Here is a 16763-nt window from a genome sequence, read left to right on the forward strand (position 1 = left end):
CATAATGCTTCCTGGCATTTAGAATTTACTATCTCGAGGGAAGAACCAAACCATATTACTGATGAAGATGATTTTTTAGTTTTCTATGTAAGTTCTGAAGAACAAAAAACAATCAGGAAAAAGTGTCAGGACAGTAACATTCCAATATTGAAAGCAAAAAATCCTTATTGGAATCAAAATGGCATCGTTATTAGCGACCCTGACAATTATAGAATAATTATTGCGATAATGGAGTAGTCATATACAAAGCCTTATTATATAAAGATTGTGGGCAGGCAAGATCCCAGAATTCCACCGTTTAATGATAATATAAACCAAGTGATAAGTTGAGCACAGGGTTAGACATACCTTTGTTTCTGAAACCATCGTTTAATAGCGAGTGAATGTCTACCTGAAACCATATTTCACATCGTTTTCCTCCACCGTAACAAAAGCTTCATTGAACTCTATATTCGAGTCTGGAAATTTTCTGCACTCCGGTTGAGTTTCTTATAATAGCTGTCCTATCCTTTGTTTGATAGAGGGTTTGGTCGCCCTTAAAATAATTCCTAGTGTCAATACATTTATATTTAACTTTTTCCCTTATATCAAATGCATTTATGTGGAAATTGGTTTTCTTGTGCTCATAAAAACTTTTGTGTCACAATCTTGTTATGTAAAATAAATTCACCATATTTACTATAATTAGATCACGCTCTGACGATTAACCTCTTTACTATATCTCTGATAATTTTGGTATTAGGGGTCATTTCGCAATTTATTTTTAAACGTTCTCCTTATTCTAAGATATTTATCTACAACTCTCATCTATGAAACTTCGCACTCTACTCGTTATAATCTGTTTACTTTCGGTCAATGTTGATGCTCAAGTTGCCGATCAAGGCGAACTAATTGCTCGGGCTTCTTTTCGTGCTAAGCAAGTGGTTCAACCATCACCTATTGCGGCTGAACTCGGAAGATTTGGTGATACACAGGTAGGATTTTTTACTGGGACACCTAACATTAATGTCCCCCTTTATGAACTTAAAGGGAACAAGCTCTCGCTTCCGGTATCGCTAAATTATAATGCATCAGGCTATAGGCCGCAAGATCCTGCTACTTGGGTTGGAGCTAACTGGTCCTTAGATGCAGGCGGGGTTGTCGTCAAGTCTGTATTGGGCAACCCGGATATTACTTCCAACTATTTTGAGAGTTCGACGTCTTTAACCCCTCCACCTTACGGGAATAAATTTGGTATGGCTAGTTATATAACCAATATTCGAGAGGCAATAATTGAAACCCAGCCAGACAACTATTATTACAATTTTTCAGGACGTACCGGTAAATTCTGGATGAAACCGGATTACAGTATACTGAAAAAGAAAAAGGATATGCTCCAAATATCCTACAACTCCAGTTCACCGGATAGCCGCTTTTATATCACGGATGAAAAAGGAAACATATATTCGTTTACTCAGATAGAAACATCTATTACAATTCCTTCTGATGACGTTGGTAGCCCTCATTCCAATGGGTACACTTACGCGTCTTCTTGGTTTCTTAGTAGCATTGCTTCCGCCGATGGACAGGAGCAAATTAACTTTGAATATATTACCACTACCGGCGAGCAGAACCTCTACGTTAATGCATTGAATAACCAGTCTTATACCTATAAATTTGTTACCAATAACCTTTTGTGCCCTGTTAGTGATACAGAGGACAATTTTGTGCCACCACCGACCAATCGGATAAAAAGGAAGTTTCTAAGTAAGGTTACTCTTGTACGCAATGGGCAAACAGTTGCCTATATCGACTTTAATTCCGCTGTAGGCCGCCAGGATTCGGAATTCGCGGAAGATCGATTGCTTAATCAAGTTAAAGTTTACAGTGTAAATAACGGTGTTGCTACTGTGGTAAAACAATACAACCTTACTTACAGCTATTTTATTAATAATAGTAATACTTTCGAAAAGAAGCGTCTTAAACTTGATGCCGTGCAGGAAATGAACGTATCAACAGGAACAGGTTTAAAGCCTGCTTTTCAATTTACTTACAGGACCGATATTGCTTTTCCGGACAGGTATACTGCAAAAATTGACCATTGGGGTTTTTTTAACGATAGCGGAAACTCAAACAGTATAGTTCCCAACTTTACCGTTGGAGGATGGGGCAGTCAAAATGTGACTTTTGGAGGAGGTGCTGATAGAGAACCCTCGCTTCAAGGATCGAGTTGCACGATGATGACAAGAATGCAGTATCCAACAGGTGGATTCAGTGATTTTGAATATGAGTTAAACCAAGCGCCGAGTGGCGCGACCGTAAGAAATGTTGGAGGCATCAGGATAAAATCCATTTCTGATTATGCCATGAGCGGTCAGCTAGCAACAAAAAAGAAATATACTTACACCAAGGATGATGGTACCAGCAGTGGTCATGCAAGTTATCCTGTTTATCTTAAAACTACTTCATTTACTGATTATGATGCGCCTAGCATGGGCTCTCCGGTAGTCTGCCGTGACTACGATAAATTTTGGACCATTCACACAATCTCAGCGAATTCTATATTCGGACTCGGTACGTTTCAGGGTAGTCACATTGGTTACGAACAAGTATCAGAAAGCCTAATAAATCCTGCGGATTTAATGCTTGGCAGAACACTTTATCGCTACAATATCGGAACCTTGAGTGAGCATGATGATGATATCCGTAATGGAGATTTGCTTCGGACTGCCACTTACAATAATGCAGGGAAATTACTCCACGAGGTTATTAATAGCTATGAATATGGAGTAGTATCTTCCATGAGTGCTTATTTATACAGACCTGAAGATCATCAAACTAACAAGCCATATTACTGTAGATCCAGTGATAATGTATACAGAAACTATGCGGAATGGGAGGCTGTCAATCCAAGTTGGGGATGTATCGAATTTAGAACTATACCAACAGTATTTTTTCTAGAGGATTATAATATCCCTTCCAGGTATAGTAACTTGCTGTCTACTGAGGAGAAGAACTACGACCAGGCTACAGATACGTATCAGCTGCTTACAAGAGCTTATGCATACGATAATCCAGTTCATACTTACCCTACACGGATTATGCAAAGTTCTATCAACAATACGCAACTTGTCACGGCCAAGAAGTATGCAGCTGACTTTAATACTTCTGGTGCTTCGGACGTAGCTTCTACAGCTATATCCAGGTTGAATTCGATCAATGCAAAGGGCACGGAGATTGAAATTTTACAATATCGCCAAAATTCTGATGGAAGTAACAGGCGATACGTTGACGGAATGATCACAACTTATAGCGGTTCACTTGCCCCTAATCCCGATAAGGTTTATAGAATGGAGAGCGTTACGCCGCTCACCACTGTACAGAATACAACTATTGCTTCAGGTCTCTTTACTTTTGACCCTTCTTACAAGCTTTCCGGCAGTTTCAATTTTGCTTCGGATGGAACGCTGAGCGAACAGTCAAAAGCAGCAGGCCCATTAACAGCCTATATCTGGGAATACAATACCAGATATCCTGTGGCCTCCGCTATTAATGCACCTGTAAGCGCAATCGCCTATACAAGCTTTGAAACCGATGCTAAAGGAAATTGGAGCACTGTAAATATAACAGTCAATACCAGTTTTTTATTAAGCGGAAAACGTAGCGCCACTCTTGGAACTACTAGCTTAATTAGTAAATCATTTACTTCTGCTCCCTCGCAACTATTACTTTCCTATTGGTCAAGATCAGGACAGGTTCAGGTTAGTGGTAATAGTGGGGCAATAGTCACGTTGAGTAAGCAGGGTATTACAGTGAACGGCTGGACTTATTATGAATATCTTTTTCCAATTGGAACAACTACCGTTCAGTTAAAGGTGACCAGTGGTCAGGCGATTATTGATGAGGTACGTCTACATCCTGCCGACTCGCAAATGGAAACCTTCGCGTATACCCCCGAGATTGGACAAAATACTAGGATTTCTGCATCAAACGAAATTGAATATTATGAATACGATGCTGGCAGCAGGTTGATCAATATAAAGAATGATAAGAAGGAGGTCCTAAAGAATTTCAGTTATAATTATGGACCTGGAATAGCCGCCACGCCACCTACTGCGACTCTTTTCTATAGTGCTGCAGCTCAGCAGAATTTCACCAAACAAGGATGTGCGACGGGTACACCTGAAGTAGTGACTTATAAAGTGCCGTTCGGTAAATATACAGCGGCTTCGCAACCTGCGGCAAATCTTTTAGCGCAGCAGGATATCACGGCAAATGGACAGGCTTACGCAAATACAAATGGCCGGTGTCTTTTTTACAATGTGCAGAAGTCCCGTAAAGTCTTTAAAAACGATTGTCCCCCGGAACAAGGGCTGGGCTCGCCAGTCACCTATATTGTGCCGGCAGGTACTTATCTAGCAGAAACCCAGGCAGCGGCTGATGCGCTTGCTCTTGCCGATCTGGATGCCAATGGACAGGCTTACGCGAATACCAATGGTACATGTTCTTGCGCAGGCGAGGGAAAAAAGATGATCAATGGGACTTGCGAAACCGGAACCAAAATTTACTTAAGTTCCACAGGCAATGGTAGTGGTCAGTACGTTTGTGTCTACTGGTACCAATTTTCTGATAACACCTATAGTATACAATATTCGCAGACGTCTCCTACACCTTGTGTTAATAATTAACCTCTTAAGTCATGAAATTAAACCAATTAACAAATATAAATAAGGTCTGGCTGATGCTGCTGTTGGGCTTAGGTGTTTATACTGACCTATTAGCTCAATCTTCGGGCCAGAACTATGTTCAAACGCGCACACCACGCAGGGCGATTACAACAGATGCGAAACTTGATGCACTTACATTAAATAAAGACTCGGTTCAGGTCGTCATCCAATACCTGGATGGTCTGGGCCGGCCAGTTCAGACTGTAGGTGTGCGTTCCTCTCCACTGGGAAAAGACCTAATACAACCGATAAGTTATGATGAGTATGGCAGAGAGGCTGTTAGATACCTTCCATATGTAGCCTCTACTGCTACGGGAGCTTATCAAACAACTCCCTTTGCCAGTCAGCAGTCTTTTTATAACCCTGCGGGCACGCCTTCTACAGTTACACAACTTCCCAGCGGGGTTGCCCATATCGTTACTCCTTTTTCCCAGACGATTTTTGATGGGTCTCCGCTGAACCGTACAGTTGACCAGGGGGCAGAAGGCGATGCCTGGCAACCTTACAGCGCAACAAGTCATACTGTAAAGGTAGCCTACTCACTAAATAATAATATTACCTGGGTTACTGATCAGACGAGCAGTAAGCAGGTTGTTTTTTATACTGCAACCATCCTTGCCGACCAGTCCAGGACACTTGTCCGGAACGGTTACTACGCAAATAATGAGTTATCAGTTACCATTACAAAGGATGAGAACTGGGTGTCGGGGCGGGCAGGGACATCCGAAGAATACAAAGACAAAGAAGGCCGTATTGTATTAAAACGGTTGTATAACTTAAAAGCAGGAACTACAGAAGTGCTCTCAACGTACTACGTTTATGACGACTTCAATAACCTCGCTTTTGTGCTGACCCCAGGCGCAAACCCGGATCTAGCAAGCGGCCAGCCTGATCAGACTGCTTTGGATAACTTCTGCTACCAGTATCGTTATGATGGCAAAAGCAGGCTGGTTGAGAAGAAGCTACCTCATAAAGGCTGGGATTTTATAGTATACAATAAGCTGGACCAAGCTATCCTGACACAAGACGCGGTGCAGCGGACCGTCAATCAATGGCTTTTTACCAAATATGATGTATTCGGCAGGATTATCATTACTGGGATGACAACCAATAGCGGCAGCAGGGCCACGCTTCAAACCACAGCGAATTCTGCAAGTGTTTTTTGGGAGATAAGGGATAATTCAAATGCAAGTGCAACTGGCACCGGTTATACAAATGGTACTATCCCATTGAGCGCCTTGACATATTATACTATCAATTACTATGACAACTATGATTTTTATGACAATACCTTTGGGCAACCAAACGGTACCAGTCAGGTAACCAGCCCAGGGACCAGATCGCTGCAGACCGGAAGTCGGGTAAATGTACTTGGTACCAGCACCATGTTGCTGACTGTACTTTACTATGACAAAGAAGGCAGGCTGGTTCGCAGCAACAGCAGGAACCATCTAGCTGGTACGGATGTAGTAGACAATACGTATAGTTTTACCAGTGAGCTTACTACTGCTACCAGGACACATACTGTAAGCAGTGTAGTTACCACAATAGCAAACCGTTATGCTTACGATCATATGGGCAGGAGGAAAACCAGTAAGATCGGCGTAAACGGGGTTGCACAGATCGTTTTGAGCAAGCTGGATTACAATGAGATCGGGCAGCTATCTAAAAAGTCGCTGCACAGTACTGATTCTTTGAATTATCTCCAGAATACCAGATATGAATACAATGCCAGGGGTTGGTTGAAAAAGAATATATCCAACGAATTCAATATGACCCTTGGCTATGATACCTTGAGCAATCCTCAATATAACGGCAATATTGTGACCCAGCAATGGGGAAGCAATTTAGCGAACAAGTTTCTATATACGTATGATAAGATGAACCGTTTGACAAATGGTACCAGTACGGGAATTGTAATGAGTGAGGTGATTGATTATGATGTGATGGGGAATATTAACACCTTTAGTAGAGATGGAGGTGCGGCGAGGCTGTATGTTTACACTGGAAACCGGTTGAACCATGTAGAATGGGTCACAAATTCCTACTTCTACGATGGCAATGGTAATGCGACTACCGATGGACGCAATGGGACAACACTCAGCTACAATTACCTGAATCTTCTGGCTACTGTGACTAAGGCAACTCCTGCTTTGAGCATTACCTATACTTATGATGCAAATGGCAGGAAACTGAAGAAGGTAAACAATACAACTGCAACTACGCGGCAGTATATTGACGGGATTGAGTATAACGGAAGTACTATTGATTTTATTCATACCGAGGAAGGAATCGCCAGGAACACTTCTGGAGTTTACAGTTATGAGTACCACCTCAGGGACCACTTGGGTAATGTGAGGTATACCTTTAACAAGAACGCCACCACTGGCCTATTAACCAAGTTACAAGAAGACAATTATTATCCATTTGGTAAACAAAAATCTGTAGTTACTGGTCTAAATAAGTATCTTTATAACAGCAAGGAGTTGCAGACTGAGCTGGGACAGCTCGATTACGGTGCAAGGTTTTACGATCCGGAGATTGCGCGCTTCATTACGGTAGATCCGCTTTCTGAAATTTCTAGAAGAAATAGCATTTATAGTTATGCGCTTAACAACCCGATACGTTTCATCGATGTTGACGGGATGTTTGCCGCAAGTCCAATTTATGATCCAATGGGTAATTTCTTGGGAACAGATGATGAAGGATTAAAGGGACGCGCAATTGTGATGAATAGCAAAGACTTTAGTCAAGGAATGAGCCACGAAGAAGCAAAAAGTAAAAGTACATATGAAAGAGGAGATGCAGATTACGGATTTGCTAATGAAAAGGCTGCATTAAAATATGCAAATCATTACGTTAATTTAAAAAATCGACCTGATTATGATGGATTTGTGACCATCAGCGAAGGAATAGATTGGGCTAAACAACATCCAGGCGCTCTTAACAATCCAACGCCAGACAATGCTCTTTATCTAGATGCATCAAAACTTGATTTCGGGAATTTAAGCGCGGGTGATTTGGCAGAAGGCGTTAAAGGTAATATTAATTTATTCAATTTCGTGGATTTTACAAATTCTAAATCTAGGGCGACTACTTATGCACTAGGAAATACACAAATGAAACTTTTAAATGCTAAAACCGGAGCTGTTAAGTTATACTCGGACGGGTATGACTGGGATTATCATGATAGAAATTACGTGGAAAGTGCCCGTCCACCAAGTTCTACTAGGGATAGGTTGATATGGGGAGAAAGAAAACGGGCGGGACTTAATGATTCACATGGATTCAATGTTTATATGTATGGAATTGGAAATTTGCGGAAATAAAATGAAAAGAAATGTTATAGTTATAGCCTTACAGATTTTGTTTTGCTTTGTCCTGTCTTGCTCAGAGGGGAAAACGGTTTATAATCATCAAAATAATATCGAAGATTTGGGGGATAACTATTATTTTTTAGGAGATGGGAGAGAATCTCAAATATTAAAAAATTTAAAGCCTTCAGGAAGATCAAGGTTTGGTAAAACCATTATCCCTGCTGAGGTTCTTAGATATAATTTTGACGAACATTATATTATAGCAGAAACTCGCGAGATTGCAGAAGGACGACTTCGTTATTGGATTATAAGGAAAAATACAATTTTAGATTCGATACAATCAATTGATTCATTGTCGTTCTACAGTAAAATAGATAGTTTAGGTATGAGTTTAAAGGTAAGATAGTTATATTATTGCCTTTACGATTACTGGGCAAGGTTTTATGACCCAGAAATTGGACGCTGGAATGTGATTGATCCGATGGCCAGTACATTGTATGAAATAAGCCCATATGCTTATGTTAGGAATAATCCTGCCTTGAGAATTGACCGTCACGGATTATGGGATATAACGGTACATGCTTACAATGACCGTTCGAAGTATGGTTATGGAATCGCTATTGTTACAGACCGGCATGGCAAAGAAGTGTACCGATTTGACGTCAGATTAGAGGGCGTTGGGGGACGAGACAGAAGCAAAGCCAATTCGGATACTCCACTTGGCGTTTATGATATCCCAGATGAGAATATGTGGATTTCTGGGGGTGATAGAGGAGGATATGGTGCGAATCATAGATTAGTATTAAATGGGGAATCTGGTGAGATTAAGGAAAGTGGAAGAGGTTTGATCCGTATTCATGGAGGTAGACAAGAAGTCTATGATGCAAAAACAGGACTATGGAAACCAATAAGTAATGCTCAGCTTAAAAAGACACAAGGGTGTTTAAGATGTGCAGATGAAGATGTTAAAACTTTGAAACAAATTACCGATGATTTGATGAAGAAAGATAAGAAAGAGAAGGGAGGCAAACTTACAATTATGGATGATCTAATGGAAGTTACCGCTAATAATCCTATTCCGTTTAAAGGTACTTCAACGACATATGTGAATCCTGGTGAAAATGCAACGACGGAAGAAAAAAATAAATGGAATAATATTATTAAAGAACTTTTTGGAACAAAATGAAAAATTTAAAATACATAATTCATCTGTTATTTATTTTCCAGTTACTAGTATTTGGTTGTGATACTAAATCGAAGAATCAAAATATAGAAGATAGCCTGGATACCATAAAAAATGAAAGTACACAAGTGCCGTCTTCAAATACCAATGTTATGGACCAGAGCACCCTTCCACCGTATAAGAATATCGACAGTTTAGTGCGCTTACTTGACGAGAATTTTGCTTTTTCTGATGTGAAAAAACTTGACAGCATTTGCTTCGGCAGTGATGGAGATTTGACCGAATACTTAGGGAGTATTACGATAAGTTTGCTTGATGGTCATTTAAACAACTTTTTAAAGTATTTGCAAATTAATTCTAATTCCTGTTTGAAGGTCAGATTGATAGAGGGATTGGGGGCTAAGTACTCCGTTTATGAGAAAACTGAAAGATCAGAAAAGCTATTACAAGAAGAAAACCGATTAATTTCAATTGCTAAAGAACAGAAGTTGGGAGATAGAAAAATAGAATTTATTAGAGAACTCTTTAATAAAGTTAACCCAAATGTATTAGATTAGCTTAGGCCATATTTTTTGAGAATGGCCGGCAGCTCGATTACGGGGCAAGGTTTTATGACCCAGAGATTGGAAGGTGGAATGTAGTGGCCCCTTCTCGTTGACCCTCCTGAATAATCGCCAGCCGATCCTCAGGACTGAAAACACGTCTTTGCTTTTTCATAATTCCCTAATTTAATGGTTCTAAATTGTTTTTAAAATTTAGTCCAGCTGTTTAGGGGGTTAGTACAGTTGACGGAATCGAGTATAACGGGAGCGTCATTGATTTTATTCATACCGAGGAAGGAATCGCCAGGAACACTTCTGGAGTTTACAGTTATGAGTACAACCTTAGGGACCACTTGGGTAATGTGAGGTATACCTTTAATAAGCACCCTACCACCGGCGTTTTAACCAAGTTACAGGAAGACAATTATTATCCATTCGGTAAACAAAAATCTGTAGTTACTGGTCTAAATAAGTATCTTTATAATAGCAAGGAGTTGCAGACTGAGCTGGGACAGCTCGATTACGGGGCAAGGTTTTATGATCCAGAAATTGGACGATGGATTGTGGTGGATCCATTAGCAGAGAATAGCAGAAGATTTTCTCCTTATGTTTATGGGAATGATAACCCGATCAGGTTTATCGATCCTGATGGGATGGAAACGAATGATATTATTTATAAAAATTGGTTAAATAATAAGGAAGTAGGGAGGTCTAAACTGCCGGGTGAAGATATTATAATATACACGAACGCAAGGAGTCTTCCAGAACTCAAAGCTAACAATTTTGATCAGCCTAGGCTAAGCGCAGGGACTGCGATTTCTCCAGAAGAATCAGCGGCTAGAGCCGCGGCTAATGCACCAGAGCAAAAACTTGATTATCAAGACAGTTCTCAGCCCACAACTAGTCTAGCTATCGTGAAAAATGTAGTCTATAGTTATGGGGCAGAGTTTGCGTTATCAAAAGCAGCACCTTTATTACGGGGCATTTTTGGTAACGCAGTTAAAGCTGAGAAAAGTGTTTTTACTGTAACAAGGGAAGGCGTTGTGTTACCTAAAGGCACAAAGATACCGGATAATCTTGTTGAAAATCCATTTCGCAGTTCAAGTTACGGTGAAATGATAAATGGAAAGTTTGTTGAAAAGTTACGAATTGACCCCCCGACTCCAGTTAATATGAAAGGTCCCGGGGTTGGTCATTTTCACCTAAATGGAGGTAAAGAACATATATTTGACATGAGTAGATGGCCTTATAAATAAAAATGCAGTTATGAAATTTGAGGAATATTATTGGCATGGATCTGAAATTAGAAACATTGAAATAGATCGCAGGCAACCAGGAGAAAATGACACTATTTCGTTCGAGATTGATTGGAGTGATAGTGGTGAAGGAAAATTAATTTTTGAGGATGTTTACTGGACAAAATTAAATCTGAATTTCGGTATTGTTGCACCTGAATGTATCGATTTAGCCTTTGTTTCCACAGATGATGATTCTGATTTGATAGCTTTTTATAAATTATGGGGTAATAGAATAAATGATATCAAACTGACCTGTTATGTAATAAAGACATTGTCTACAGGAAGTGAAATAAAGATTATTGCTAAGGGATTTAAGACTACCAAATCGTAGGCTGCCTGCTGACTTTCCAATACATTAACTGCTATCCCTTTAGCAAACAACAATCTGTAGGTTACTGGTTTAATAAGTATCTCTTTAATAGCAAGGAGTTGCAGACTGAGCTGGGACAGTTCGATTATGGGGCAAGGTTCTATGACCTTATAGTTGGGCGTTTCAATACTGAAGATCCATTAAGTGAGGGTTCAAGAAGTTTTAGCCCCTACAGCTATGCCTTAAATAACCCAATACGTTTCATCGATGTTGACTCAAGATTTTGATAATAAAATAGGTGGGTCTTTTTATGAGGATTTTGTTTATGGATTAAGTAATACAGGAAGAGTGTATGGTACTTTAAGACTAACGCTGACGAATGCAGCTACAGGAGCTGTCCATATCGGAGGGCAAACATATATCGACGAGTACGATTTTAAAATTGATGGCCGACCTTTTCGGAATTTTGCAACTTGGCTAGGAAGGCCTGGCGGAGAAGATAACGGGCGGAGCTTCTTTATATATGGTAATGGACAATTGAAAGTGCCAGTAAAAAAATAGTGATTATAAAGAAAGTGTTATTAAGTGCCTTGTTTATTGTATTAATAGTAGCGTCATACTGGGTTTATAGTGAATTTTCGTTTAGTCCTTTAAAACAAAATGATTTTCAGAAGTTGTTCAAAGAATACCAAGGAAGTTTTGAGAAATCTTATAGTGAGGACTTTCTTGGTATGCGCACTAAGGCAGAATTGTTTGAGTTATACAGGTATAGCATTAAGGGAGGGATAATAGGTAATGACTTTCCGAAGTTTACAGAATGGGAGAACAAAAAAGTCGGTAAGGCGACAATTGTCGGTACATGGAAGAATTGCCCTCTCGATTTTCAAACAATGGAACTATATAACTTTACATTAACCTCCAACAATCTTGGCAATGTTAAATGTTGTAGCTCTTTTAACAAAGAAATATTAAACCCAAAAAACTATTACAGTTTTGTTCACTTTAATGATTTGGAACAGTATTTTTTACTTTACTGCAGCGATAGTCAAGAATTGTACTACATAAGAAGAAAAGGATTTTAGTAAAAATCCGTCCGATAAGTGGTTGCCGTCCTAAATTGTCTCTTTCATGCCAGAGCCCATCAGAAATGTTGGGCTTTGTCGTATCTGATAGGCTTCGTATGCGCTTAGCTGCATATAGGGTCGACCCTCAGTATAACGGCAATATTGCAACCCAGCAATGGGGAAGCGGTTTAGCGAACAAGTTTCTATATTCGTATGATAAGGTGAACCGTTTGACAAATGGTACCAGTACCGGAATTGCAATGAGTGAGGTGATTGATTATGATGTGATGGGGAATATTAACACCTTTAGTAGAGATGGAGGTGCGGCCAGGCTGTATGTTTACACTGGAAACCGGTTGAACCATGTAGAATGGGTCACAAATGCCTACTTCTACGATGGCAATGGGAATGCGACTACCGATGGACGCAATGGGACAACACTCAGCTACAATTACCTGAATCTTCCGGCTACTGTAACAAAGACAACCCCTGCTTTGAGCATTACCTATACTTATGATGCAAATGGCAGGAAACTGAAGAAGGTAAACAATACAACTGCAACTACGCGGCAGTATATTGAGGGGATTGAGTATAAGGGAAGTACTATTGATTTTATTCATACCGAGGAAGGAATCGCCAGGAACACTTCTGGAGTTTACAGTTATGAGTACCACCTCAGGGACCACTTGGGTAATGTGAGGTATACCTTTAACAAGAACGCCACGACTGGCCTATTAACCAAGTTACAAGAAGACAATTATTATCCATTTGGTAAACAAAAATCTGTAGTTACTGGTCTAAATAAGTATCTTTATAACAGCAAGGAGTTGCAGACTGAGCTGGGACAGCTCGATTACGGGGCAAGGTTCTATGACCCAGAGATTGGAAGGTGGAATGTGATTGATCCGCTGGCTGAGAAGATGAGGAGATATTCGTCATATGCCTTTGTTTATAATAATCCGCTCCGTTTTGTTGACCCAGATGGAATGGAGGGCACAGACTGGGTTTTGTACTCTACAGATCTGGGTTCTTATGCCAGATGGGATGATAACGTAACAGATCAGGCATCGGCCACTGCTAGATATGGGTCTAGTGCATTGTATGCGGGAAAACAAGCAAACTACACGAGTGTTGATGGCTATTCCATTTTGTTGAATTCAGACAAGACATGGCAATATAATGCACCATTGTTAGGCCCTTCTTCGACAGGACCTTCGTTAAGTGAGTCAATACAGCAAAGAATGCCTGTACTTAACCTGGCTGAAGGTATTGCTACGGTAAGTGCAATAGCAGCTTCTGGCGGTCTTGGTGCTGCTGAAAGTGGTACAAGTTATTTACTAGGCCAAGCTGCTAGGAAATCGGAGTTTATGACTGGCTTAGCAAATTATAGCTTCTCTACAGGAAGAAACATTGCTGCAACTCTCACAGAGCAGTTATCTATGGCCGAAATCACTGCTAATCCAACCATGGGAACTGTTGTGAAGAGCTTGGGTACTATGAAGGATACGAGATGGTTTGGCTGGAATAAAATGCAATACAGTCATAAAGCATTAGATGGATCTAAAACAACTATTCATTATGTTGGTAAATTTGCTGATGATGTGTTAAAGGCTGTTGATGACTTTAAATTTAAGTAGAAATGAAAGTAAAATGTTTGTATAAAACCGGATTGGATTTACGTCCGTACGAGAACAAATCGTTATTAAATGAGCAATTCGGACGTTTTGGTGCGAGTGGCGATTCCATATATGGGGAAATATCTATAGGACAGGAATATTTAGTAATGGGAATTGTTATTTTTGAAACCTATCAGGGATACTTACTTGATGAAGGATTGATTTCTGTATGTCCTTGTCAGTTATTTGAAGTTACCGATGAAAAGGTAAGCGCTAATTGGCATACTAGAACAATTGGGAAGGATGAAGATATTTATCCTTATATACAAATGGTGATTGGCTACCCCGAGTTCTGTTCTGATACATTGGCTTACGATAAGCTTATCGTAGAAAAAGAAGAGGAAGCACAGCGAATCTATTTCAAACGAAAAATTGAATTTGAACAAGAGTGATACTATGTATAATATTAAGCACGCAATAATTCTATGAGATTGTTGACCTGATGGGATGTTTCTTGGTTTTTTTAAAATAAAGAGGAAATTTAATGATGTAAACGGCAATGCGACCACAGATGGGAGAACCGGCGTCAATATAGGTTATAACTACCTGAATCTTCCGGCTACTGTGACTAAGACAACCCCTGCTTTGAGCATCACCTATACTTATGATGCAAATGGAACAAAACTAAAGAAGGTAAACAATACAACTGCAACAGTAGTCAGGAACCAACGGCTGATGTATTATTTTTCAGCATCTTCTTCTTATCGTTTTGATAAAGGGTGGCGCTCAACAGGTAGTGTGAATTTGAATGGAGCTGATATTAATTTGCAAGGGATAGAAAATAGTCCTTATCGTGGGTGCGGATTTAGTGTGACAAAAGAATTGATGAAAGATAAGTGTTATTTCACCGCCGAGGCAAGTAATCCATTTTCTAAATATCGAAACAATACCGGTACAACAAGTGCCCCAACCTTCTATCAGGAAAGAACTAACCAAAGGTATCTGAGAAGTTTTTCTGCAAGTCTGAACTATCGTTTTGGAGGATTGAAATCAAGTCTGAAGAAAAGTAAAAAGGGAATTTCCAACGATGATAACGGTATCTCGCCATATTAATAGCTATTTGGCGATCCAAATGAAGGCTTACTGATGCTGTTCTTTATCATTGCGCTATTCCTGTTCCTTCGGCAAACTGTCAGTTTAATTTCACATTTAAACCAAGTGTTATAGTCTGATTATTTAGATAATTATGGCCATCATCCTTCAAAATATTAGTTAAACCATAATTATATCCCAGTCTGAAATTTATAGATCTTGAGGCATTGTATCCCAAATTAAGCCTTGTACCATAGTCAAAGTCCTTAAACTTACTATTACTAAAAATCCCATCCTCTGTTAATTCGTAAGGAGTTTGGCTTGTAAAATCATCAAGAACATACTTTTGCTTTTTTGCAAACGATGTTAAGGCCGCGGCATATGCTCCTACTCCCGCAGAGAACCACGATTTGCCTATCTTGAAGTTTTTTATAACCGAAGCGGGAATTTCTATATATCTTAAGTTAAGAGAATATGGTTCTCTTCTCCCACCTTTTACACTATAATTAGCTTCAGTTTGCAGTGTTAAGGTCTTTTGTAGCTTAAAGTCAACACTTATACCGACTATTGGCAAAACGATAAAATCACCATACCCCTTATCAGATGGCAMCCCCAGTTCGCTAGCCGATTTTAACGCAGGAACTGCGGAAACGTTTGCTCCAATTGAAAAACCTACTGAAATTTTCCTATCTGGCAGCTCGTGCTGAGCATGTAGGTTCAAAGTCAAAGTTGCTAACATAAAGACTAAAGCAACAATTATTTTGATGTGGAGAGTACGTTTCATAATAGATATTTGGTTGAACTAAGATATATTATTTCTTTYAGGAAAGAAATTCGAGCAGTGCTTTTTATATAATATGAAGTAGTTTTTTTGCAATTGTAGCTTTGCGGACCACAATTTTAATTAAAGTAAGTGCTATATACAATGATTTTTTTTTCAATTGTTATTTTGTTTTATAGTTGCGATTAACCCTTCAAGGCCATTAATTAGTATTGAAGTCCGACCCAGCAGCGCTGCAATAGATTTACCAGCTATAGTCAATTTGTAATTCCAGATCGTAGGGTAATACCACATGGCTTTGCTCAACTTTTAGTGCTATGTATTAATTCTTATTAATTCACCGTCTTTTGATAATTTAATAAGATCGGCACTTCGTTTATGTGGACCCGTTACCAAACTCAGTTTTCCTTAATGCTTTTTTGACATTCTCTTGGTGTCCGTAAATATTTGAGTGATATTAGACAAGAGTTATCTATTACACTATCTTGGACTATGAAATTTAGACTTGCAAGACATACAACAGATTTAAATAAAATTCAAGGTTTTTATCAAGCGATATTGGGCTTAGATTTATTATCGTCTTTTAATAATCACAATGGTTATGATGGTATTTTTTTAGGCAAGCATAATGCTTCCTGGCATTTAGAATTTACTATCTCGAGGGAAGAACCAAACCATATTACTGATGAAGATGATTTTTTAGTTTTCTATGTAAGTTCTGAAGAACAAAAAACAATCAGGAAAAAGTGTCAGGACAGTAACATTCCAATATTGAAAGCAAAAAATCCTTATTGGAATCAAAATGGCATCGTTATTAGCGACCCTGACAATTATAGAATAATTATTGCGATAAT

The 16763-nt window shown here is 39.3% G+C and carries 13 protein-coding genes and 2 pseudogenes; 14 read left to right on the forward strand and 1 reads right to left on the reverse strand.

What is annotated here, in order from left to right; all coding sequences use genetic code 11:
* The 13 genes and pseudogenes from EZ437_RS21790 to EZ437_RS21440 all read left to right on the forward strand — a co-directional run.
* Nucleotides 1-237, forward strand: a pseudogene (locus tag EZ437_RS21790) (hypothetical protein); the annotation flags it as partial.
* 572 nt (nucleotides 238-809) lie between these two features.
* Entirely contained in the window at nucleotides 810-4667 is a 3858-nt protein-coding gene (locus EZ437_RS21385) for a DUF5977 domain-containing protein (RefSeq protein ID WP_131598174.1), read from the forward strand.
* An 11-nt stretch (nucleotides 4668-4678) separates the two neighbouring features.
* Nucleotides 4679-8035, forward strand: coding sequence for a DUF6443 domain-containing protein (locus tag EZ437_RS21390; protein ID WP_131598175.1), 3357 nt, complete (start codon nucleotides 4679-4681; stop codon nucleotides 8033-8035).
* Complete coding sequence (locus EZ437_RS21395) at nucleotides 8010-8429, forward strand: hypothetical protein (protein WP_131598176.1); 420 nt, start codon at nucleotides 8010-8012, stop codon at nucleotides 8427-8429. The genes EZ437_RS21390 and EZ437_RS21395 overlap by 26 nt, the downstream gene beginning before the upstream one ends.
* Nucleotides 8430-8453: 24 nt before the next feature.
* Nucleotides 8454-9209, forward strand: a pseudogene (locus EZ437_RS21920) (RHS repeat-associated core domain-containing protein); the annotation flags it as partial.
* Nucleotides 9206-9763, forward strand: coding sequence for a hypothetical protein (locus EZ437_RS21405; RefSeq protein WP_131598177.1), 558 nt, complete (start codon nucleotides 9206-9208; stop codon nucleotides 9761-9763). The pseudogene EZ437_RS21920 and the gene EZ437_RS21405, both read left to right, overlap by 4 nt.
* Before the next feature lie 347 nt (nucleotides 9764-10110).
* Nucleotides 10111-11004 (forward strand): RHS repeat domain-containing protein, encoded by an 894-nt coding sequence (locus EZ437_RS22020; protein ID WP_317126437.1) that lies wholly within the window; start codon nucleotides 10111-10113, stop codon nucleotides 11002-11004.
* Nucleotides 11005-11014: 10 nt separating this feature from the next.
* Nucleotides 11015-11377, forward strand: coding sequence for a hypothetical protein (locus EZ437_RS21415; protein ID WP_131598179.1), 363 nt, complete (start codon nucleotides 11015-11017; stop codon nucleotides 11375-11377).
* A gap of 23 nt (nucleotides 11378-11400) precedes the next feature.
* Nucleotides 11401-11643, forward strand: a complete 243-nt coding sequence (locus EZ437_RS21420; protein WP_225869651.1) for an RHS repeat domain-containing protein — start codon at nucleotides 11401-11403, stop codon at nucleotides 11641-11643.
* Nucleotides 11624-11917, forward strand: a complete 294-nt coding sequence (locus EZ437_RS21425) for a hypothetical protein (RefSeq protein ID WP_131598180.1) — start codon at nucleotides 11624-11626, stop codon at nucleotides 11915-11917. The genes EZ437_RS21420 and EZ437_RS21425 overlap by 20 nt, the downstream gene beginning before the upstream one ends.
* A 619-nt stretch (nucleotides 11918-12536) precedes the next feature.
* The gene (locus tag EZ437_RS21430; RefSeq protein ID WP_225869649.1) at nucleotides 12537-14057 is read left to right on the forward strand and encodes an RHS repeat-associated core domain-containing protein; all 1521 of its coding nucleotides are present in this window, start codon (nucleotides 12537-12539) and stop codon (nucleotides 14055-14057) included.
* 2 nt (nucleotides 14058-14059) lie between these two features.
* Nucleotides 14060-14488, forward strand: a complete 429-nt coding sequence (locus EZ437_RS21435; RefSeq protein WP_131598182.1) for a hypothetical protein — start codon at nucleotides 14060-14062, stop codon at nucleotides 14486-14488.
* A 55-nt stretch (nucleotides 14489-14543) separates the two neighbouring features.
* Nucleotides 14544-15149 (forward strand): outer membrane beta-barrel protein, encoded by a 606-nt coding sequence (locus EZ437_RS21440; protein ID WP_131598183.1) that lies wholly within the window; start codon nucleotides 14544-14546, stop codon nucleotides 15147-15149.
* 79 nt (nucleotides 15150-15228) lie between these two features.
* On the opposite strand, the gene EZ437_RS21445 is transcribed toward EZ437_RS21440, so the two are convergent.
* The gene (locus EZ437_RS21445; protein WP_131598184.1) at nucleotides 15229-15912 is read right to left on the reverse strand and encodes an outer membrane beta-barrel protein; all 684 of its coding nucleotides are present in this window, start codon (nucleotides 15910-15912) and stop codon (nucleotides 15229-15231) included.
* Nucleotides 15913-16401: 489 nt separating this feature from the next.
* On the opposite strand from EZ437_RS21445, the gene EZ437_RS21450 reads away from it, so the two are divergent.
* The coding region (locus tag EZ437_RS21450) for a VOC family protein (RefSeq protein WP_131598185.1) at nucleotides 16402-16763 on the forward strand (362 nt) is incomplete at its 3' end.

Origin of the sequence: Pedobacter psychroterrae (assembly GCF_004331695.1) — a bacterium.
GTDB lineage: Bacteria > Bacteroidota > Bacteroidia > Sphingobacteriales > Sphingobacteriaceae > Pedobacter > Pedobacter psychroterrae.

Excerpts from the sequence above, each read along its gene's own strand:
- EZ437_RS21385 (WP_131598174.1), top strand. The coding sequence starts at position 810 with ATGAAACTTCGCACTCTACTCGTTATAATCTGTTTACTTTCGGTCAAT.
- EZ437_RS21390 (WP_131598175.1), top strand. The coding sequence starts at position 4,679 with ATGAAATTAAACCAATTAACAAATATAAATAAGGTCTGGCTGATGCTG.
- EZ437_RS21395 (WP_131598176.1), top strand. The coding sequence starts at position 8,010 with ATGGAATTGGAAATTTGCGGAAATAAAATGAAAAGAAATGTTATAGTT.
- EZ437_RS21405 (WP_131598177.1), top strand. The coding sequence starts at position 9,206 with ATGAAAAATTTAAAATACATAATTCATCTGTTATTTATTTTCCAGTTA.
- EZ437_RS21415 (WP_131598179.1), top strand. The coding sequence starts at position 11,015 with ATGAAATTTGAGGAATATTATTGGCATGGATCTGAAATTAGAAACATT.
- EZ437_RS21425 (WP_131598180.1), top strand. The coding sequence starts at position 11,624 with ATGTTGACTCAAGATTTTGATAATAAAATAGGTGGGTCTTTTTATGAG.
- EZ437_RS21430 (WP_225869649.1), top strand. The coding sequence starts at position 12,537 with ATGCGCTTAGCTGCATATAGGGTCGACCCTCAGTATAACGGCAATATT.
- EZ437_RS21435 (WP_131598182.1), top strand. The coding sequence starts at position 14,060 with ATGAAAGTAAAATGTTTGTATAAAACCGGATTGGATTTACGTCCGTAC.
- EZ437_RS21440 (WP_131598183.1), top strand. The coding sequence starts at position 14,544 with ATGTTTCTTGGTTTTTTTAAAATAAAGAGGAAATTTAATGATGTAAAC.